Below are 19,632 nucleotides of genomic sequence, written 5' to 3' on the forward strand. Positions count from 1 at the left end.
TCAGCCCTGCCTGGCGCGGTACGCGCGCATCTTGGCGCGGGCGCCGCACACCGACATCGAGCACCAGCGGCGGCGCCCCGCCGGGCTGCGGTCGTAATAGGCCCAGCGGCAGTCCGCCGCCTCGCACACCTTGAGCCGGTCCCAGGTCCCGTCCGCGGAGGCGGCGGCGATGGCCGTCGCGACCCGGGCGGTGAGTCCGGGCGGCTCCTCCGCCGCGCACAGCACCGCCGCACCCGCCTCGTCCACGCGGACCCGCAGGGGCGCGTCGGCCAGCAGCCGGTCCAGCAGGGACACCGTGCCGTCCTCGGGCGGGCGGTGGCCCGCGTGGGCCAGGCAGACGGCGCGCAGGGCCTCGCGGAGCGTGCGGGCCGCCGGGACGTCCGGGGCGGCCAGGTCGAGTCCGGCGCGCCCCTCCGCCGTGTCGAGGGTGTCCGCGCCGGTCTCCACGTCCAGGGTGTTGACCAGGGCTTCGATCAGCGCGAGTCCGCCGGGCGCGGAGTTCCTCTCATTCATGGTTGCGACGTTACCCCCATTGCGGCAGCATGCAGTAACAGTTACCGGTTGAGGCGCCTCAACGGTAACCAGCGGTATGTAGCTGCCCGTAGCTGACCGCATTTGCCTACATCTGCCCAAGGAGGAACGTCATGGCTGTAGCCGCACTGGGTGCCGTCGTCCTGGGCTGTCCGGATCCCATCGCCCTGGCCAATTTCTACGCCGCGCTGCTCGGCGGGAAGGTCGAGCAGCAGGAGGACTGGGTGGATCTCACGGGGATCACCGGCACTCCGCTCGCCTTCCAGGCCGTGCCCGGCTTCGTACCGCCGCAGTGGCCGGGGTCGCAGGGTTCGCAGCAGTTCCACCTCGATCTGACCGTGCAGGATCTGGACGCGGCGGAGCGCGAGGTGCTGGCGCTGGGGGCGACGGTGCTCGAAGCGGACGACCGCGAGCGGACCTTCCGGGTGTACGCCGATCCGGCGGGGCACCCGTTCTGCCTCTGCGCCTGCTAGACGACGGAGCGCGCCTGCTCAGGCCGCCGGGGCGTCCAGCTGTTCGATCGTGGCGTGCGACGGGCCGCGGCGGGCGGACAGCTCGCGCGACACGTCCTGTGCCGCGCGCAGCACCCTTACCGCGTTCTGCCAGGTGAGCTTCGCCAGGTCTGCGGTGGACCAGCCCCGGCCGAGCAGCTCCGCGATCAGGTTCGGGTACCCCGCGACGTCCTCCAGGCCCTCCGGGAGGAACGCGGTGCCGTCGTAGTCGCCGCCGATCCCGATGTGGTCGATCCCGGCGGCCTCGCGCATGTGGTCGAGGTGGTCCGCGATCGTCGCCACGGTCGCCATCGGGCGGGGGTTCGCCGCCTCGAACGCGGCGTGGACCTTCATGCCCCGCTCGGTGGTGTCCAGGTGGTGCAGGCCCTGGGCGCGCATGTTCTCGTCGGCGGCCTTCGTCCAGGCGACGGCCGCCGGCAGGACGAACTTCGGCACGAAGGTCGCCATGGCGATGCCGCCGTTGGCCGGGAGCTGCGCCAGGACGTCGTCGGGGATGTTGCGCGGGTGGTCGCAGATCGCCCGCGCCGAGGAGTGCGAGAACATCACCGGCGCGGTGGACGTGCGCAGGGCGTCGCGCATCGTCGTGGCCGCCACGTGCGAGAGGTCGACCAGCATCCCGGTGCGGTTCATCTCCCGTACGACCTCGTGGCCGAACGGGGAGAGGCCGCCGACGCCCGGCTCGTCGGTCGCTGAGTCCGCCCAGGCGATGTTGTCGTTGTGGGTCAGCGTCATGTAGCGGACGCCGAGGGTGTGCAGGGCGCGCAGGGTGCCCAGCGAGTTGTTGATGGAGTGGCCGCCCTCGGCGCCCATCAGGGAGGCGATGCGGCCCTCGGCGCGGGCCGCCTCCATGTCGTCGGCGGTCAGCGCGCGGCGCAGGTCCGCGGGGTGCCGGGCCAGCAGCTCGGTGACCGCGTCGATCTGCTCCAGGGTGGCGCTGACGGCGTCCTCGCCCGCCATGTCGGACCGGACGTAGACGGACCAGAACTGGGCCCCGACGCCGCCCGCGCGCAGCCGGGGGATGTCGGTGTGCAGATGGGCCGACTGGTCGGTGGCGATGTCCCGGGCGTCCAGGTCGTAGTTGACCTGCTCGCGCAGCGCCCACGGCAGGTCGTTGTGCCCGTCGACCACGGGGTACTCCGCGAGGAGTTCCCCGGCCCTCTCCAGCTGGTCCATCGCTGCCTACTTTCCGAAGCCGAAGGAGTCCGCGCCGCGCACCTTGGTGCGCAGCCGCTTGCCCTTCTCGGTGGCCTGGTCGTTGAGCTCCTTCTGGAATTCGACCATGCGGGCCCGGAGCTCGCTGTCGTGGGAGGCGAGGATGCGGGCCGCCAGCAGGCCCGCGTTGCGCGCGCCGGCGACCGAGACGGTGGCGACGGGCACCCCGGCGGGCATCTGCACGATGGAGAGCAGGCTGTCCATGCCGTCCAGGTACTTCAGCGGCACCGGTACGCCGATGACCGGCAGCGGGGTGACGGAGGCGAGCATGCCGGGCAGGTGGGCGGCGCCGCCCGCCCCGGCGATGATCGCCTTCAGTCCGCGGCCCGCGGCGTTCTCGCCGTACGCGATCATCTCGCGCGGCATGCGGTGGGCGGAGACGACGTCGACCTCGTAGGGGATCTCGAACTCCTCGAGGGCCTTGGCCGCCGCTTCCATGACGGGCCAGTCGGAGTCCGAGCCCATGACGATGCCGATGACCGGTGCGGCGGAGGCGGGGGAAGTCATTCGGTGATCGTTCCTCGCAGGTAGTCGGCCGCGTGCCGGGCGCGCTCCCGCACGTCCGCCAGATCGTCGCCGTAGGTGTTGACGTGGCCGACCTTGCGGCCGGGCTTCACGTCCTTTCCGTACATGTGGATCTTGAGCTGCGGGTCGCGGGCCATGCAGTGCAGGTACGCCTGATACATGTCCGGGTAGTCGCCGCCCAGGACGTTGCTCATGACCGTCCAGGTGGCGCGCGGGCGCGGGTCCCCCAGCGGGAGGTCCAGGACCGCCCGGACGTGGTTGGCGAACTGCGAGGTGATCGCGCCGTCCTGCGTCCAGTGCCCGGAGTTGTGCGGGCGCATCGCCAGCTCGTTGACGAGGATGTGCCCGTCGCGGGTCTCGAAGAGTTCGACCGCGAGGTGTCCGACCACGCCCAGCTCGGCCGCGATCCGCAGTGCCAGCTGCTGGGCCTCGCCGGCGAGCCGCTCGTCCAGCTCGGGGGCGGGGGCGATCACCGTGTCGCAGACACCGTTGACCTGGATCGACTCGACGACCGGGTAGGCGACCGCCTGGCCGTGCGGCGAGCGGACGATGTTGGCCGCCAGCTCCCGTACGAAGTCGACCTTCTCCTCCGCGAGGACCGGGACACCGGCCCGGAAGGGTTCGGCCGCGTCCGCCTCCGAGCGGACCACCCAGACGCCCTTGCCGTCGTAGCCGCCGCGCACGGTCTTGAGGATGACGGGGAAGCCTCCCGACCCGTCGCCCGGCCACCGCCCCTCACCGGGGCGCTGCGCGCCGCCTCCGCTGATTTCGTGCGCGAAGGCCGCGGCGTCGGCCGGGTCCGCCACGATGCGGTGGCGGGGGCAGGGCGCGCCGATCTCGGTGAGCTTCGCGCGCATCACCCCCTTGTCCTGGGCGTGCACCAGCGCGTCGGGGCCGGGGCGCACGGGGATGCCGTCCGCCTCCAGGGCCCGCAGGTGCTCGGTCGGCACGTGCTCGTGATCGAAGGTGATCACGTCGCAGCCGCGTGCGAAGGCACGCAGCGTGTCCAGGTCGCGATAGTCGCCCACGACGACTTCATTCACGACCTGGGCCGCCGAGTCCTGAGCGGTGTCGCTGAGGAGCTTGAACTTGATGCCGAGGGGGATGCCCGCCTCGTGGGTCATACGGGCGAGCTGACCGCCACCGACCATGCCGACTACCGGGAACGTCACTCCTCCAGGGTATCCGCACGCCCCGGGGGCTCCCGACGACGGCCCGGGGTGCCCGGCTCGCCACACCCGTACCCCTGCTCACGGGCGGCCGACGGGCGGGCTGGTTAGCATGGCCGGGTTGACGGAACCTGAAGACGAACCGACAGACGGGCTGAGCAATCACCATGAGTGAACGGGGCGCACTGCGGGCCCGGCTGGATCTGCTGGCCCGGGAGATCGCCAAGTTCGGCGTGGTCGGCGCGGTCGGTCTGGTCGTCAATATCGCGGTATCCAACCTGCTGTGGCGCTACACGGACATCCCGACGGTCCGGGCGGGGCTGCTCGCCACGTTCGTCGCCATCCTCTGCAACTACGTCGGCTTCCGGTACTGGACGTACCGGGACCGCGACAAGAGCGGACGGACGCGGGAACTCACGCTGTTCCTGCTGTTCAGCGCGGTGGGAGCGGTCATCGAGACCGGGGTGCTGTACGCCGCGACGTACGGGTTCGGCTGGAACAGCCCGGTCCAGAGCAATGTCTTCAAGATCGTCGGGATCGGTGTCGCGACGCTGTTCCGCTTCTGGTCGTACCGGAGCTGGGTGTTCAAGGCGCTGCCTGACAAAGAGGGCGTGCTGAGTGAGGCGGGGGCGCCGGTGCCGCCCGCGGTTTCCGTGCCCGCGCCGGCGGCCGCGCCCGTGGTGCGGGTCGAGGCGGATACGGCCCGGCGGTAGCCCTCCGGGCACGTCCGAGAGCGCTCCGGTTACCTCACCGGGCGTTCCGGTTCTTTTCTGTTCAGGGCCACCCGGCTGAGGAACAGCGCGAAGACCGGGGGCTGCTGCTGGAGCAGTTCGAGGCGGCCGCCGTCCGCCTCCGCCAGGTCCCGGGCGACCGCGAGGCCGATCCCCGTGGAGTTGCGGCCGCTGATGGTCCGCTCGAAGATCCGCGCGCCCAGGTCCGCGGGGACTCCGGTGCCCTCGTCCGTCACCTCGATGACCGCCTGGTTGCCGGTGACCCGGGTCCGCAGGGCGACCGTGCCGCCACCGTGCATCAGCGAGTTCTCGATCAGCGCGGCCAGCACCTGCGCGACCGCGCCCGGGGTGCCGACGGCCCGCAGCCCCTGTTTGCCGGAGCGGACGATGGCGCGGCCCTCGCCCCGGTAGGCCGGGCGCCACTCCTCGATCTGCTGCTTGACCACCTCGTCGAGGTCGAAGACGACGGCCGAGCCGGTCCGCGGGTCGCGGGCGTTGGTCAGCAGCCGCTGGACCACGTCCGTGAGGCGCTCGACCTGGGTGAGGGCGATGTTCGCCTCCTCCTTGACCGTCTCCGGGTCGTCGGTGACCGAGATCTCCTCGATCCGCATGGAGAGCGCGGTCAGCGGCGTACGGAGCTGGTGGGAGGCGTCGGCGGCCAGCCGGCGCTCCGCGGTCAGCATCCGGGCGATCCGTTCGGCGGAGGAGTCGAGCACATCGGCGACCCGGTCCAGCTCCGGCACCCCGTACCGCTTGTGGCGCGGGCGGGGGTCGCCGGAGCCGAGGCGCTCCGCGGTCTCGGCCAGATCGGTGAGCGGCGAGGCGAGCTTGTTGGCCTGGCGCACCGCGAGCAGGACGGCGGAGACGATGGCCAGCAGCGCCACCGCGCCGATGATCAACAGGGTGCGGCCGACCTCGCGGGTGACGGCTGAGCGGGACTCCTCGATGGTGACCCGCTCGCCGTGCTCGCCCACCTCGGTGGCGCTGATCACACTGCCGCCGGGGCGCTCCCCCACCTCGATCGGTTCGCGGCCGACCATCTTCACCAGGGCGTAGCGCTTGTCGTCGACCTGTTCGGCCAGCACTCCGGGGTTGATCCGCTCGGAGCCCAGGAGCCGGCTCTCGATGACACTGATCACGCGCAGCGCCTCGGAGTCGACGCTCTCCTGGGCGCTGCTGCTGATGGTGCGGGCCTCGACGATGACGAGGGAGACGCCGAAGACGGCGATCACCACGAGCACCACTGCGAGGGTGGAGTTGATCAGTCTTCGGCGCATGAGTGCTTCTGTACGTCAGCTCTTCTCGAAGCGGAAGCCGACGCCCCGGACCGTGGCGATGTAGCGCGGATTGGCCGCGTCGTCCCCGAGCTTCTTGCGGAGCCAGGAGATGTGCATGTCGAGGGTCTTGGTGGACGACCACCAGGTGGTGTCCCAGACCTCGCGCATCAGCTGGTCGCGGGTGACGACCCGGCCCGCGTCGCGGACCAGGACCCGCAGCAGGTCGAATTCCTTGGCGGTGAGCTGGAGTTCCTCGTCGCCCATCCAGGCCCGGTGGGACTCGACGTCGATCCTGACGCCGTGGGTGGCGGGCTGCGCGGCGGGCTCGGTGGCCCCGCGGCGCAACAGCGCCCGGACCCGGGCCAGGAGCTCGGCCAGCCGGAAGGGCTTGGTGACGTAGTCGTCGGCGCCGGCGTCGAGGCCGACGACCGTGTCGACCTCGTCGGCACGGGCGGTCAGCACGAGCACCGGCACGGTGTGGCCCTCGGCGCGGAGCCTGCGGGCGACTTCGAGGCCGTCCATCCCGGGCAGCCCCAGGTCGAGTACGACCAGGTCGACGCCGCCCTGGAGGCCGGCGTCGAGAGCGGTCGGACCGTCTTCGCGGACCTCGACCTCGTAACCCTCCCGACGCAGGGCGCGGGCCAATGGCTCCGAGATGGATGCGTCGTCCTCGGCGAGCAGTACACGGGTCATGGAGTGATGGTAGTCCGCGCGGCGGACAAGGAGTGAGGTGATCCAAAAGCCCTGCGGGTCTGCGCCCGGTTCAGGTCCAGACCTTCGAATGTGGGAGTGTGGTTGCACTCCCACCTGTGTTCCATGTCTCAAGTCCTTTCATATCCACTTCTGTCGTGTCGTATGGTGTCTCAACGCCTGTTGCACTACTCAAAGACCTTTGGGGAGCTATAAGCACCCAGGGTCTCTTTTGTGTGCGGGGTCGGTACCCGCCGGCCCGGAAGTTTCAGTGAATGACCTGTGGGCCGGGCCCGGAACGCCAATGAAGGCACCGGGCGTGGATCCCGTCGCGGTGGGCGTACCCGCGTCGGTGCCGGCCTCCCCCCACCGGGCGCGTACCGCTTCACGAGGCGCCGCGTCCCGAGCAAGCAAGGATCGACCATGGCGTCCAGCCTGACGAAGGACCCTGCCAGCCCCCCCGGCGCGGAGAAGACCTTCTTCGGCCACCCCCGCGGCCTGGCCACGCTCTTCATGACCGAGATGTGGGAGCGGTACAGCTTCTACGGCATGAAGGCACTGCTCCCGCTGTACCTGATCGCGCCCGGCGGCCTGCACATGAACGCCGCCACCGCGACGACGATCTACTCCGCCTACATGGCGATGGTCTACCTGCTCACCATGCCGGGCGGCTGGCTCGCCGACCGCTTCTGGGGGCCGCGCAAGACGGTCGCCATCGGCGGCGGTGTCGTCATCCTCGGCCACATCACGCTCGCCGTGCCGAACTCCGCGACGTTCTTCGCGGGCCTCGCCCTCGTCGCGCTCGGCTCCGGGCTGCTGAAGGCGAACATCTCCACGATGGTCGGCCACCTCTACAAGGGCCCGGAGGATCCACGCCGTGACGGTGGCTTCACGCTCTTCTACATCGGCATCAACGTCGGCGCCTTCCTCGCCCCGCTGACCATCGGCACCGTCGGTGAGAACGTCAACTGGCACTTCGGCTTCGCGCTCGCCGCGGCCGGTATGGCGCTGGGCCTCGCCCAGTTCATGCTGGGCACCCGCCACCTGAGCCCGGAGAGCAATGTCGTCGCCACCCCGGCGACGGAGGAGCAGAAGCGCTCGGCCCTGCGCAAGGGCCTGATCTGGCTGATCGTCGCGGTCGTCTTCTACGGTCTGCTCGCCGCCACCGGCAACTTCGTCGACTGGGCGGTGCTGCCGATCACCATCGCCGGTCTGGTCATCCCGGTCGCCGTCCTGGTCCGCATGAAGCGCGACAAGGAACTGACGAAGACCGAGCAGTCCAAGCTGTCGGGCTACATCTGGTTCTTCGTCGTCGCCGCCGTCTTCTGGATGATCTACGACCAGAACGGTTCGACCCTGTCGATCTTCGGTGAGAACTCGACGACGAACAGCCTGCTCGGCTTCGACTTCCCCACCTCCTGGTACCAGTCGCTGAACCCGATCTTCGTCATGGCGGCGGCCCCAGTGATGGCCTCGGGCTGGCTGTGGCTGAACAAGCGCGGCAAGGAACCCAGCACCGCCGTCAAGTTCGCTTCCAGCCTCGTGCTGATCGGTGTCTCCTTCGTCGTCTTCCTGATCCCGCTGATCGACACCGCCGCCAACGGCGGCCGGGTCAGCCCGATGTGGCTGGTGGCGATCTACTTCATCCAGACCGTCGCGGAGCTCTGCCTCTCGCCGGTCGGCCTGTCGGTCACCACGAAGATGGCTCCGGCGAAGTACAGCTCCCAGATGATGGGCGTCTGGTTCCTCGCGGTCACCGCGGGCGACTCGGTGACCGGTCTCCTGACGTCCCCGCAGCTCGGGGTCGATCTGAACACCTCGGGCGCCGTCGCCTTCGAGGCGGTCCTCGCGGTCATCGCCGGTGTCGGCATCTGGATGTACCGCAGGAAGGTCACCCAGCACATGAGCTGACCGCGTCGCACACACCGGCCAGGGGCCGCCGCACCGGGGAAACGGTGCGGCGGCCCCTGCCGTACGCGTACGCGCTTCAGCTCACCGGCCGGAGCGCAGCCTGCGCCACGGGGTGAACGTGAACACCGCGCCGCCCAGCAGGATCGCCGTACCGGCGACCAGGCCGAGTGCGCGCAGGGCGCCGTTGTCCTCCGCACCGGTGGCCGCGAGACCGCCGCCGGAGGCCGTACCGCCGCCCGCCGCGGCCGCCGCTCCGCCGGAGCCGGCGGTGTCACCGCCGGACGCGCCGCCCTGCTGGGCGGTGGTGTCGAGTTCGAGCGACGCCTTGACCGCGCCCTTGACCGTGCACGGGATGTTGATCTTCGAGCCGCCGAGCGTGACGTCGATCGTCAGGGTGCCCGGAGTGAGGGTGGACTTGCCGGAGGCGCCCGGCTTGTACGTGCCGGTCATGTCGGGCAGGTCGACCGGCTTGCCCGTCTTCAGCGGATCGGGGTTCCCCGGTCCGGTGACGGCGACGGAGCCCTTGTCGGCGCCGCCCACGACGATCTGCATGGACGGCTTCAGCGCACCCGCGGGCAGGTCGGCCGGGCTGTCCATCACGCCCTTGGCCGTCTTGACCGTGAGCCCGTAGCTGCCGCCGTTCTTCTTGGCGCTGACCGTCACCTTGGACTCGATGGAGGCGGGTCCCGGCGACTTGCAGGCGAAGTTGACGGCGACCTCCTTGCCCGGGAAGTCGGTGGCACCGCCGGTGCCGCCGGAACCCGAGGTGGCGCCCCCGGCGTCCGTACCGCCGGTGTCGCCTCCGGTGGCCGCACCTCCGGTATCGGTGCCGCCCGCGTCCGTGCCGCCGTCGGTCGTGCCCCCGGCGTCGGTCCCGCCGTCGGTCGTGCCGCCGGCATCCGTACCGCCGTCGGTCGTGCCGCCGGCCGCGGTTCCGCCGCCGTCGGTGACCTTGATCGTCGCGCCCGGCTTCACCGTCTCCTTCGGGGTGCACTTGGTGTCCGTGGAGATCGGCTTGGAGACGTTGATGTTGTACGCGTCCGGCGTCAGCGTCAGGTCACCCGCCTTCTCCAGCTTCAGCGATCCCTTCATGTCCGAGAGGAGCATCGCGGAGTTCTTGGGGATCGGCGGGTTCTGCCGGGGTCCCTCCATCTTCAGGTCGCCGGTGGCGGCGCCGCCCAGCTTGATGGTGCCGGTCGGCTGGACCGTGTCCTTGCTCAGGTCCAGGACATCGGGGTTCTTGGAGGCGGCCGCGACCGTCTTCCACACCACCTCGACGGTGTCCCCGACCTTCGCCTGGGCGGGTACCGTCAGCTGCACCTGGGTGGTGCCCTGCACGGGCGGCAGTCCGGAGATGGCCGGGGGTATGCACTCCGTCTTGTACGAGATGTCGGCGGCCTGGGCAGGGCTCGCGGCCAGCAGCATGCCCGCCCCGCCGATCATCATCGCGACTCCCGCCGCGACCGTCCTGCGTTGCGTACTCACGAATGTCCCTTCGTCGTCGGTCTGTGCTCTGACGGTGCGGAATCAGGGGTGAACCACGGCAGCGCGGCCGTGGTGGTGCCCGTGCCCGCCGCGGGCGCGGGGCCCTCGGACGGCGCGGGTGTCCGCCGCAGCTTCGGCAGCCGGGCCGTCGCCTCGGTGAACCGGTCGGTACGCCGGCGCGGCCGGGCCGCCGCGTGCGCGGAGCGCGGCCGTACCTTGTCGACGACCGCCATGCCGATGCGGAACACGGCGGCGGGCACGACGAGGCAGAGCAGGATCCAGAAGAGCGTCACGCCCCACGGGCGGCCGACCCCCCAAGGCTGTTCGGCCAGCACCTTGGTGCCGTACTTCAGCGAGACCTGGTAGTCGCCGTGGGCGCCCGCCGTCAGCTCGACGGGAAGTTCGATCCGCGCCTTGCGGCCGGGCTCGACGGTGCCGCGCCACTGCCGCTCCTCCCACTGCGGGGCGTAGACGCCGTGGGCGGTGCCGACCTGGAAGACCGGGTCCTTGACCGGGGCGGAGCCCAGATTGCCCACGGTGAGGACGAGCCGGCGGGACGGCGGGGCGCCGAACCAGGTGAGAATGCCGCTGTCGCCCTCCAGCCGGGTGGTGGCGAGGACGGCGAGCTTCCCGTCACCGTCCTCCTTGGGCAGTGCGGCGACCGGGTGTCCGGCGACGACGAACGCGGCGTCGGCCACGGACTGGTCCCCGGTGACCGTCGCCACGTGCACCACGCAGGGGCACGGTACGGGCGGCTCCGCGACCGGCAGCTTCTTGCTGAACGCGCCCCTGGAGTCGGTGGTGACGGCCCTGCCGTCCGCGTTGGCGCAGGAGTTGGTGCCGCCGATCACCCCCCGGTCCGGGCTGGACCGCCCGCAGACCAGCATCATCAGCAGGGTGTCCGGCCGCCAGCCGGTGCCCTTGACGGTGATCTCGCCGCCCTTGCCCGCCTGCTTCCCGGAGAGCGCGACCGCCGGTTTCGGGTCCGCCGCGCCGGGGACTGCGGCGTGGGCGCCGGTCGCGGTCAGCAGCAGGACGGGCAGTATCGCGGCCAGCAGCAGGGCCGCCCGCCCGCGGCCTTCGCTCCGGAGTGCCGCCGGTCCGGTCCGTCCAGTCACGATTCCGCTCCCGCCTTCACCAAGTGCCTCTCGTCGGAGTGCTGTTGCCGGTCAGGGGACGGGGCGGCCCCGGTACCGGCGGAGCCGTGCCCGCCGCGCCGTGCCGCTCGCCGTCTCCGGTGTGCGTACGTGCCCGCGGCGGCTCCGGCCAGGAGCAGCAGCGCGCCCCCGGAGAGCGGCAGCCACGGGACGAAGAGCGCGGAGGCCGTCGCCTCGCTGTGCGCGCCGCCCGCGGCGCTCACGCGCAGCCGGACGGTGGCCGAGTCGAGGGCTGGGGTGTCCCGCCACGGTTCGGTGAGCCGGACCCGCTGTCCGGGCAGCAGCTCGACGGGCAGCGGGCGCGCCTCGCGGCGCAGCAGCGTGCCGAACACCCCGTCGGCGCTGATGGCGAGCCGGGGCACGAGGACCGCGTTGCCCCGGTTGACCAGCGTGTAGTGGATGGTGCCCCCGGCCACCCCGACGTCCTCGACCGTGAGCGCGGCCAGCGTCGGGCCGCCGACCCGCAGCTGGACCCGGACGCCCACCGAGCGGCCGCCGCTCTCCGCGACGATCGCGCCCGGGTGGTCACCGGGCAGCGCGTCGTCCGGCACCGTGACGGACACGGGCACCTCCGCGCGGGTACGGGCGGGCACGGTCACCTTCTCCGTGGCCGTCCGCAGCCAGGCCCCGGTACCGGTGGAGCCGTGCGCGCCGCGTACCGCGAAGCCGCCCTCCGCGGTGTTGTACGCGTCGGCGCCGCGCAGCCGTACGGTCAGCGGGTCCGGGCCCGGGTTGGTGACCGAGAGCCGGTCCTGGAGGACGCTGCCGGGCAGGCCCTCCAGGTAGAAGTACGGTCTGCCGCCGTCCCGGCCCGCACCGTTCGCCGCGGGCTGCGCCGTCCACGCCGGGGCGGCCGGGTGCTCGGTGGCACCGGCCGCCGCGGTCATGGCGGCGGTCCACCACAGGGCGGCGAGCAGCGGTGCGGCAAGGGCGAGTCGGGTGAGGTGACCGGTCAACGGCGGCATGGGCGGCTCCCTGGTGCGTGACGGCGGCTGCGGTTCGCGGGAGTCAGCCGGTGGCCCGCTGCCCGCGCCTGGTCAGCCACAGCACTCCGGCCGCGCCGGACAGCAGCACCGTCCCGCCGAGCGTGCCGAGCGCGACCGCCGAGTCGAGCGGGCCGGTCTTGGGCAGCGAGGACCCGCCGTCCGGCGTGCTCTGCCCACCGCCGCTCGCACTTCCGCCGCCGCCCGCGGCCGTGACGTCGAGGGAGAGCGAGGGGCCCGGGTTGTTGGACGGGGTGCAGGTCGTCGTCGTACCGAGTGCCTTGATGGTGAGCACGCCGGCGGTGAAGTCGACCTTGCCGCTCTTCTTCGGGGTGTACGTCCCCGACAGATCGCTGATCTTGATGGGGCTGTTGGCGGGGATCGCGGCGGAGTTGGCGGCTCCGGACACCTGGACCTGGCCCGGGTCGGCGCCGCCCACCTTGATCACCGCGCTGGGGTTCATCGCGCCCTTGCCCAGCTCGACCGGGCTGGAGGAGACGCCCTTCTGGAAGGACATCGTGAGTTTGTAGCCGCCGCCGCTCTTGACGCTCTTGATGTCGATGGGCGACACGGCGGCCTTGTCCCCGATCGGCGTCTTGCACTTGTAGTTGACGTCGACGACCGTCGCGTGGGCGGCGGGCGCGACCATCAGCACCACCGCCCCCGCCAGCCCGGACGCCAGCGCGAGAGCTGTTCGCTTCTGGTACGACACCTCGAATTCCCCTCATGCCGGGAGTCGCCGTGCGCCGCTTCCGTGCGGCCCAAATAGCTGACGACACATCAGATTTGGCGCTCAAGGTACGCCCGGGGCCTTGTGGAGGGAAGACAAAGAGCGCGCCGATCCGGCGCGCTCTCAGAGGTGCGTGGGGCCCGGGGGCCCGGAGGGGTAGGGGCTCGGAGCCGGGCGGAGGGAAACCCGTCCATGGTCTTTGGTCTGGATCAGGCCAGGCCCCGCGAGCCCGGCATGATCCAAACGAGAGGCCGGCTATGCGGGGGCGGCCAGCTCCGCCCAGACGGTCTTGCCGGGTTCGCCCGGCACTCGTACGACTCCCCAGTCCAGGCAGAGCCGCTGCACGATGAACATGCCGTGCCCGCCGGGCCGGCCGGCCCGGTGCGGGGTACGCGGCGCGGGCTGTCCCGCGCCACCGTCGACGACCTCGACCCGCAGCGCCTTGGGCGTACGCCCGATACGCAGCTCGTCGGGTCCCTCCGCGTGCAGGCACGCGTTGGTGACCAGCTCGGAGACGACCAGCAGGACGTCCTCCGCGACCGCCCGGCGGTCGGCGGTCGAGGCGGGCAGCCAGCCCCAGTCCTGGAGCGCAGTGCGCGCGAAATCACGGGCCGTCGGCACGATGCCGTTCACCTCCCGCAGGGACAGCGTGCGCCACTGCCGCTCGCCCGGACCCGCCGGACCGTCGGAGGAAGCGCCGGGGCCCACGTCCGCGCCGGGGCCCGCGTCGGCATGTGCACCCACGCCCGCGCCCTCCGGCTCGCGGCCGAGGTCGCCCGGCGGATGCTGCCGGGTGGTGCTCATCAGCGCTTCACCTCACCGATTCACCATGTCGCCATCGAACAGATACAGATACAGATACAGGTACAGATAGAGCCACGCATACACATACGAATACGGGCAGGGACGCCGGTACGGGCATCGGTCGGATACGGAGCGTGCGGCTCACCGAGAGGGCTCACCAGGGGATCTCCTGCCCGGCGGATGCGTGACAACACCCACTTCGGCTACGCGGATCCCGTGACACGAGCAACACACGAGGCGCCCGGGGTGTCGAAACGCGCCACGGTCAGTCTTCCAGGGCCTCTTCGAGGGAGTCGTGAACGGTGAAAACCGCTTCGGCTCCGGTGATCTCGAACACCCGCGCCACCACCGGCAGCATTCCGGCCAAATGGACCCCTCCCCCGGCCGCCTCCGACTTGAGGCGGGCACCGAGCAGCACGTTCAGCCCGGTGGAATCACAGAATTCGAGTCGCGAGCAGTCCACCACCAGGCGCACACGCCCTTGCTCGACCGCACTGTCCAGGGGTTCGCGCAGCAGGTCGGCGGTGTGGTGATCGAGCTCACCGACCGGCGTCACAACCTCACTACGGCCCACGGTGCGGGCATCGACCTGAAGCCGACCCCGGTTCGTGCTGCCGACCGTCCCGCGGTCCATGCCCGTCCCTCTTCACCGATCGTCACTGTCTGCACAACCATGCGTGCAGATGCGTTGCAGCTGTCGCTGACGTTGTCGAAAGAGTACGCGTTTAGTGCGCCACGCGGTAGCCGAAGACCTCAACAAACCGGACATATAGCGGTAATTGGAGCTTGTATCCGGCCATCCGGACCGGGTAAGGGTAGGGGGACACCCAAAACATGGCCGGCTTTGGAGGCGCCGCTTCACCGCAGGAACACGTATAGGCATCGGCAGCCATATGCCGAGAACGATGGAGGAGACCATGTCACCCCGGCTCGACGAACCGCGTACCCACAACGCGGCGTCAGCATGTCCTCAGGGACTGACCGAATCACACTCCCCTGCCGCGACCGTCCTGGACGGCACGCGCTCAAGCACCACCAGCAGTGATTACGGCGATACCGAAAGCACCACCGGCGGACTCGTGGAACTTCCCGAGATCCCGCCCGCCTCCGAGATGGGGCCGCTGGACGCCAGGGCGCTCTCCAAGACGCTCTTCACCCGGCTCGAACGCCTCGAAGAGGGCACCCACGAGTACTCCTACGTGCGCAACACGCTCGTCGAGCTGAACATGGCCCTGGTCAAGTTCGCCGCCTCCAGGTTCCGCTCCCGCAGCGAACCGATGGAGGACATCATCCAGGTCGGCACCATCGGCCTGATCAAGGCGATCGACCGCTTCGAGCTCAGCCGGGGCGTCGAGTTCCCGACCTTCGCGATGCCGACCATCGTCGGTGAGATCAAGCGCTTCTTCCGCGACACCAGCTGGTCCGTCCGCGTACCGCGCCGTCTGCAGGAGCTGCGGCTCGACCTGGCCAAGGCGGGCGACGAGCTCGCCCAGCAGCTGGACCGCTCGCCCACCGTGGGCGAGCTCGCCGACCGCCTGGGCATCAGCAACGAAGAAGTCGTCGAAGGCATGGCCGCGAGCAACGCGTACACCGCGAGTTCGCTGGACGCCAAGCCGGAGGAGGACGAGAACGACGGCGCGCTGGCCGACCGGCTCGGCTACGAGGACCACGGGCTCGAAGGCATCGAGTACATCGAGTCCCTGAAGCCGCTGATCGCCTCGCTGCCCGGCCGCGACCGGACGATCCTCTCGCTCCGGTTCGTCGCCAACATGACGCAGTCGGAGATCGGCGAGGAGCTCGGCATCTCGCAGATGCACGTCTCCAGGCTGCTCTCGCGGACTCTGGTCAAGCTCCGCAAGGGCCTGACGCTGGACGAGTGAGCGGGCACCTCGCGGCGCGCCCGCGAGGACTGCCGGACCAAGGACCTGCCCCGCCGAGGGGCAGGTCCTTCCGCGTTACGGCCTCCTGGTGACGGGCCTGTCCGTTATGGGCCCGCCGGCTACTGGCTCGTCCTCAGCCGGAGCGGCGCGGGCCGGTGCGCTCGCCGCGCCGCCAGACCTCGTGCACCAGCGGTACGCCGGGCCGGTAGGCGAGGTGGACGTGGCTGGGTGCGTCGAGGACCACCAGATCGGCGCGGGCGCCGGGGGCGAGGCGTCCGATGTCGGTGCGCCGCAGGGCCGCTGCGCCGCCCGCGGTGGCGGACCAGAGCGCTTCGTCGGGGGTCATGCCCATGTCGCGCACGGCGAGTGCGACGCAGAACGGCATGGACGAGGTGAACGAGGAGCCCGGGTTGCAGTCCGTGGAGAGCGCGACGGTGGCGCCCGCGTCCAGGATGCGGCGGGCGTCCGGCCAGGCGGCGCGGGTGGAGAACTCGGCGCCCGGGAGCAGCGTGGCGACGGTGGCGGACTGGGCCAGGGCGTCGATGTCGGCGTCGGTGAGGTGAGTGCAGTGGTCGGCGGAGGCCGCGTCGAGTTCGACGGCGAGCTGGACGCCGGGGCCGTGGCCGAGCTGGTTGGCGTGGACGCGCGGGTGCAGGCCCCTGGCGCGGCCCGCGGTGAGGACGGCGCGGGCCTGGTCCCCGTCGAAGGCGCCGCGCTCGCAGAAGACATCGATCCAACGGGCGTACGGGGCGCAGGCGTCGAGCATCGGACCGGTCACCAGGCCGACGTATCCGGCCGGGTCGTCGGCGTAGTCCGGGGAGACGATGTGGGCGCCCAGGAAGGTGACCTCCTCGGTGTGGCGGGCGGCGATGCGCAGGGCGCGGGCCTCGTCCTCGACGGTGAGGCCGTAGCCGGACTTGGTCTCGAAGGTCGTGGTGCCCTGGCGCAGCGCCTCTGCGAGGTAGCGGGCGACGTTGGCGTCGAGCTCGTCGTCGGTGGCGGCGCGGGTGGCGGCGACGGTGGTGCGGATGCCGCCCGCGCTGTAGGCGCGGCCGGACATCCGGGCGTTGAACTCCTGGGTGCGGTCGCCCGCGAAGAGCAGATGCGAGTGGGAGTCGACGAAGCCGGGGATCACGGCCCGTCCCGCCGCGTCGACGGCGTTGTCAGTGGCGGGTGCTTTGCTGGATTCACCGGTCCAGACGACGTGCTCGCCCTCGATGACGACGGCCGCGTCCTGGATCAGTCCGAGGGGGGAACCGTCACCGAGGGAGGGGTCGTTGGTGACCAGTGCGGAGATGTGGGTGATGGCGATCGTCGTCATCGGGGGACTGCTCTCCTTGCGTGGGGGCGGCGGAGGGTTCGCGGCCGCGCCGTTCAGTGGTGCAGGGCGGCGATGGCCTTCGCGAGTGCCGCCGGGACGTCGGGGACGAGCGCGTGCTGCCCGTCGCGCACGATGTGCCGTCCGGCGACCACCGTATGGCGCACATCGGCCGCGGAGGCGGCGAATACGGCTGTCTCGGCGGCAAGTCGCGGCACCGGCCCCGCTGTTCTGACGGAGTCCAGGGCGACGGTCGCCAGGTCGGCGGGCGCGCCCGGTTCGAGGACGCCCGCCTCCGGCCGGCCGAGCGCGGCGTGGCCGTCGGCGGAGGCGGCCCGCAGCAGGGCCGCCGCGGTCCAGTGGCCGCGGGTCCTGGTGCGCAGCCGTTCGTTGAGCTCCATCGCCCGCGCCTCCTCGAAGAGGTCGATCACGGCGTGGCTGTCGCTGCCCAGCGAGAGCGGGGAGCCGGCGCGCTGGAGGGCGACGGCGGGCCCGATGCCGTCGGCGAGATCGCGCTCCGTGGTCGGGCACATGCAGGTGCCGGTGGCCGTGGAGCCGATCAGCGCGATGTCCTCGGCCGTGAGGTGGGTGTTGTGCACCCCGGTGGTGCGCGGGCCGAGCACCCCGTGGTCGGCGAGGAGCCGGGTGGGGGTGCGGCCGTGGGCGGCGAGGCAGGCGTCGTTCTCCGCGGTCTGCTCGGAGAGGTGCACATGGAGCGGCGCCCGCCTCTCCCGCGCCCAGGCCGCGACGGTGGCGAGCTGGTCCGCGGGCACGGCGCGCACGGAGTGGACGGCGGCACCGATCAGGGCGTGCTCGTCGCCCTTGAGGAGGGAGGCGCGCTCGGCCCAGGCGTCGGCCGTGGTGTCGGAGAAGCGCAGCTGGTGGCGGTCGGGCTTCAGGTACTGGGAGGGGCGGCGGCCGAACCCCGCGGCGAGGTAGGCGGTGTCCAGGAGGGTGATCCGGATGCCCGCCTCACGCGCGGCCTCGATCAGGGCGGCGCCCATCGCGTTCGGGTCGCTGTACGGGGTGCCGCCGGGCGCGTGGTGCAGATAGTGGAACTCACCGACCGCGGTGATGCCGGCCAGCGCCATTTCGGCGTACACGGCACGGGCCAGTTCGTAGTACGTGTCGGGGGTCAGCCGGGCCGCGACCTGGTACATGGTCTCGCGCCAGGTCCAGAAGGTGCCCGAGCCGACCTGGACGGTGGAGCGCAGTGCGCGGTGGAAGGCGTGCGAGTGGGTGTTGGCGAGGCCGGGCAGGGTGAGCCCGCGCAGCACGGTGGCGCCGGGCGGCGGGGAGTCGACGCCGGTCCGTACCCCGGCGATCAGCCCGTCGGACACCTCCAGGACGACGCCCGGCTCGACATGGGTGCCGAGCCAGGCGTGGGAGAGCCAGTACGTCGCGGTGACGGGCTTGCCGGTCGGCTCCGTGGCCGGTTCCGTCGTGGACTCCGTTGTGGGCTCCGTTGTCAGCGGCACGCGAGACCTTCCAGTACATCGGCGAGTGCGGTCACCCCGGCCACGCAGTCGTCCTCGGCGGCGTGCTCGGCCGGCGAGTGCGAGATCCCGGTGGGGTTCCGGACGAACAGCATGGCGGTAGGGGCCGAAGCGGACAAAATACCCGCATCGTGTCCCGCTCCCGTGCCGAGCACCGGGACGGCGCGGCCGTTGCCCCGGGTGGCGCCCTTCAGGATGGTGCCCAGCTCGTCGCGCAGGGCGTGCTGGAACTCCACGACGGGCGTGAAGGACTCCCGTACGACGTCGAGATCGATACCGGCCCGTCCGGCGTGTTCCCGGGCGGCCCGCTCGATCCCGGTGACGACGGTGTCCAGGGTGTCCTGGTCGGCGGCGCGGGAGTCGAGCCAGCCGCGTACGAGCGAGGGGATGGCGTTGACGCCGTTCGGCTCGACGGCGATCTTGCCGAAGGTGGCGAGGGCGCCGGCCAGCTCCGCCTCCCGGCGGGCGGCCAGCACCGTCTCGGCGTACGTCAGCATAGGGTCGCGCCGGTCGGCGAGCCGGGTGGTGCCCGCGTGGTTGGCCTCGCCCCGGAAGTCGAACCGCCAGCGGCCGTGCGGCCAGATCGCGGAGGCGATGCCGACCGGGTCGCCACTGAGATCGAGGGCGCGGCCCTGCTCGACGTGCAGCTCGACGAACGCGCCGATACGGGCGAGCCGTTCGGGGTCCGGGCCGATGGCGTCGGGGTCGTACCCGGCCGCCTCCATCGCCTGCGGGAGCGTGACACCGTCCCCGTCCCGCAGCCGGTGCGCGGCCTCGACGGTCAGCTGTCCGGCGGCGAGCCGGGAGCCGACGCAGGCGAGGCCGAACCGGGCGCCCTCCTCGTCGCCGAAGTTGGTGATGGCCAGCGGCCGGGTGAACTCCACTCCCCTGCGGCGGAGTTCGTCGAGCGCGGCGAAGGAGGAGACGACACCGAGCGGCCCGTCGAAGGCGCCGCCGTCCGGCACCGAGTCGAGGTGCGAGCCGGTGACGACGGCGTCCCCGGCCAGCGGGTCACCGAGCCAGGCCCACTGGTTGCCGTTGCGGTCGGTCTCCAGGGCCAGCCCGCGCGCCTCGGCCTGTGCCCGGAACCACGTACGGCAGTCGGTGTCGGCGGGGGTCCAGGCGTAGCGGCGGTAGCCGCCGCTGTCCGGATGCCGTCCGATGGGAGCGAGCTCCCGCCACATGTCCTGGAAGGACAGGGTGGGCCCCGGTCCGCCCGTG

The 19,632-nt window shown here is 71.5% G+C and carries 19 protein-coding genes; 4 read left to right on the forward strand and 15 right to left on the reverse strand.

The window, feature by feature from the left end:
• Entirely contained in the window at positions 1-513 is a 513-nt protein-coding gene (locus ACIP89_RS15265) for a CGNR zinc finger domain-containing protein (protein ID WP_402115248.1), read from the reverse strand.
• 131 nt (positions 514-644) lie between these two features.
• On the opposite strand from ACIP89_RS15265, the gene ACIP89_RS15270 reads away from it, so the two are divergent.
• Positions 645-1,004: a VOC family protein gene (locus tag ACIP89_RS15270; RefSeq protein WP_402115250.1), complete on the forward strand. Its 360-nt coding sequence runs from the start codon at positions 645-647 to the stop codon at positions 1,002-1,004.
• A gap of 18 nt (positions 1,005-1,022) precedes the next feature.
• Here the strand turns inward: ACIP89_RS15270 and ACIP89_RS15275 are convergent, their stop codons facing one another.
• From ACIP89_RS15275 to ACIP89_RS15285, 3 genes are read right to left on the reverse strand one after another with little or no spacing between them, the layout of a single operon-like run.
• Positions 1,023-2,216, reverse strand: a complete 1,194-nt coding sequence (locus ACIP89_RS15275) for a dipeptidase (protein ID WP_402115252.1) — start codon at positions 2,214-2,216, stop codon at positions 1,023-1,025.
• Positions 2,217-2,222: 6 nt separating this feature from the next.
• Entirely contained in the window at positions 2,223-2,762 is a 540-nt protein-coding gene (gene purE, locus ACIP89_RS15280; protein WP_402115254.1) for a 5-(carboxyamino)imidazole ribonucleotide mutase, read from the reverse strand.
• Positions 2,759-3,952, reverse strand: coding sequence for a 5-(carboxyamino)imidazole ribonucleotide synthase (locus ACIP89_RS15285; RefSeq protein WP_401926588.1), 1,194 nt, complete (start codon positions 3,950-3,952; stop codon positions 2,759-2,761). The genes purE and ACIP89_RS15285 overlap by 4 nt, the downstream gene beginning before the upstream one ends.
• A 164-nt stretch (positions 3,953-4,116) precedes the next feature.
• On the opposite strand from ACIP89_RS15285, the gene ACIP89_RS15290 reads away from it, so the two are divergent.
• A complete protein-coding gene (locus tag ACIP89_RS15290) occupies positions 4,117-4,662 on the forward strand; it encodes a GtrA family protein (RefSeq protein ID WP_401926591.1) in 546 nt (181 codons plus the stop codon).
• Between the two features lie 29 nt (positions 4,663-4,691).
• Here ACIP89_RS15290 and ACIP89_RS15295 read toward each other — a convergent pair whose 3' ends face one another.
• Together ACIP89_RS15295 and ACIP89_RS15300 are read right to left on the reverse strand one after the other, a co-directional pair.
• A complete protein-coding gene (locus ACIP89_RS15295) occupies positions 4,692-5,957 on the reverse strand; it encodes an ATP-binding protein (RefSeq protein ID WP_401926593.1) in 1,266 nt (421 codons plus the stop codon).
• A gap of 15 nt (positions 5,958-5,972) precedes the next feature.
• Positions 5,973-6,650: a response regulator transcription factor gene (locus ACIP89_RS15300; protein ID WP_401926595.1), complete on the reverse strand. Its 678-nt coding sequence runs from the start codon at positions 6,648-6,650 to the stop codon at positions 5,973-5,975.
• Positions 6,651-7,070: 420 nt separating this feature from the next.
• On the opposite strand from ACIP89_RS15300, the gene ACIP89_RS15305 reads away from it, so the two are divergent.
• Complete coding sequence (locus tag ACIP89_RS15305) at positions 7,071-8,558, forward strand: peptide MFS transporter (protein WP_401926598.1); 1,488 nt, start codon at positions 7,071-7,073, stop codon at positions 8,556-8,558.
• Between the two features lie 81 nt (positions 8,559-8,639).
• On the opposite strand, the gene ACIP89_RS15310 is transcribed toward ACIP89_RS15305, so the two are convergent.
• The 6 genes from ACIP89_RS15310 to ACIP89_RS15335 form a co-directional block, all read right to left on the reverse strand.
• Positions 8,640-10,001: a hypothetical protein gene (locus ACIP89_RS15310; protein WP_402115531.1), complete on the reverse strand. Its 1,362-nt coding sequence runs from the start codon at positions 9,999-10,001 to the stop codon at positions 8,640-8,642.
• Between the two features lie 38 nt (positions 10,002-10,039).
• Positions 10,040-11,161, reverse strand: coding sequence for a hypothetical protein (locus ACIP89_RS15315; protein ID WP_401926862.1), 1,122 nt, complete (start codon positions 11,159-11,161; stop codon positions 10,040-10,042).
• On the reverse strand, positions 11,158-12,165 hold the full coding sequence (locus ACIP89_RS15320; RefSeq protein ID WP_402115255.1) for a hypothetical protein: 1,008 nt from the start codon (positions 12,163-12,165) through the stop codon (positions 11,158-11,160). The genes ACIP89_RS15315 and ACIP89_RS15320 overlap by 4 nt, the downstream gene beginning before the upstream one ends.
• Positions 12,166-12,208: 43 nt before the next feature.
• Positions 12,209-12,895, reverse strand: a complete 687-nt coding sequence (locus ACIP89_RS15325) for a peptidase (RefSeq protein ID WP_401926603.1) — start codon at positions 12,893-12,895, stop codon at positions 12,209-12,211.
• Positions 12,896-13,168: 273 nt separating this feature from the next.
• The gene (locus tag ACIP89_RS15330; protein WP_401926604.1) at positions 13,169-13,717 is read right to left on the reverse strand and encodes an ATP-binding protein; all 549 of its coding nucleotides are present in this window, start codon (positions 13,715-13,717) and stop codon (positions 13,169-13,171) included.
• Positions 13,718-13,982: 265 nt separating this feature from the next.
• Positions 13,983-14,351: an STAS domain-containing protein gene (locus ACIP89_RS15335; RefSeq protein WP_401926607.1), complete on the reverse strand. Its 369-nt coding sequence runs from the start codon at positions 14,349-14,351 to the stop codon at positions 13,983-13,985.
• A 283-nt stretch (positions 14,352-14,634) separates the two neighbouring features.
• Between ACIP89_RS15335 and ACIP89_RS15340 the strand changes: the two genes are divergently transcribed.
• A complete protein-coding gene (locus ACIP89_RS15340) occupies positions 14,635-15,597 on the forward strand; it encodes an RNA polymerase sigma factor SigF (protein WP_401927264.1) in 963 nt (320 codons plus the stop codon).
• A gap of 133 nt (positions 15,598-15,730) precedes the next feature.
• Here the strand turns inward: ACIP89_RS15340 and hutI are convergent, their stop codons facing one another.
• From hutI to ACIP89_RS15355, 3 genes are read right to left on the reverse strand one after another with little or no spacing between them, the layout of a single operon-like run.
• Positions 15,731-16,918 (reverse strand): imidazolonepropionase, encoded by a 1,188-nt coding sequence (gene hutI, locus ACIP89_RS15345; protein WP_402115257.1) that lies wholly within the window; start codon positions 16,916-16,918, stop codon positions 15,731-15,733.
• Positions 16,919-16,971: 53 nt separating this feature from the next.
• Complete coding sequence (locus ACIP89_RS15350) at positions 16,972-18,393, reverse strand: formimidoylglutamate deiminase (protein WP_401926871.1); 1,422 nt, start codon at positions 18,391-18,393, stop codon at positions 16,972-16,974.
• Positions 18,384-19,595 (reverse strand): allantoate amidohydrolase, encoded by a 1,212-nt coding sequence (locus tag ACIP89_RS15355; RefSeq protein WP_401927266.1) that lies wholly within the window; start codon positions 19,593-19,595, stop codon positions 18,384-18,386. Before ACIP89_RS15355 ends, ACIP89_RS15350 begins: the two co-directional genes overlap by 10 nt.
• Between the last annotated feature and the right edge of the window lie 37 nt (positions 19,596-19,632).

It is taken from the genome of Streptomyces sp. NPDC088730, assembly GCF_044751215.1.
GTDB lineage: Bacteria > Actinomycetota > Actinomycetes > Streptomycetales > Streptomycetaceae > Streptomyces.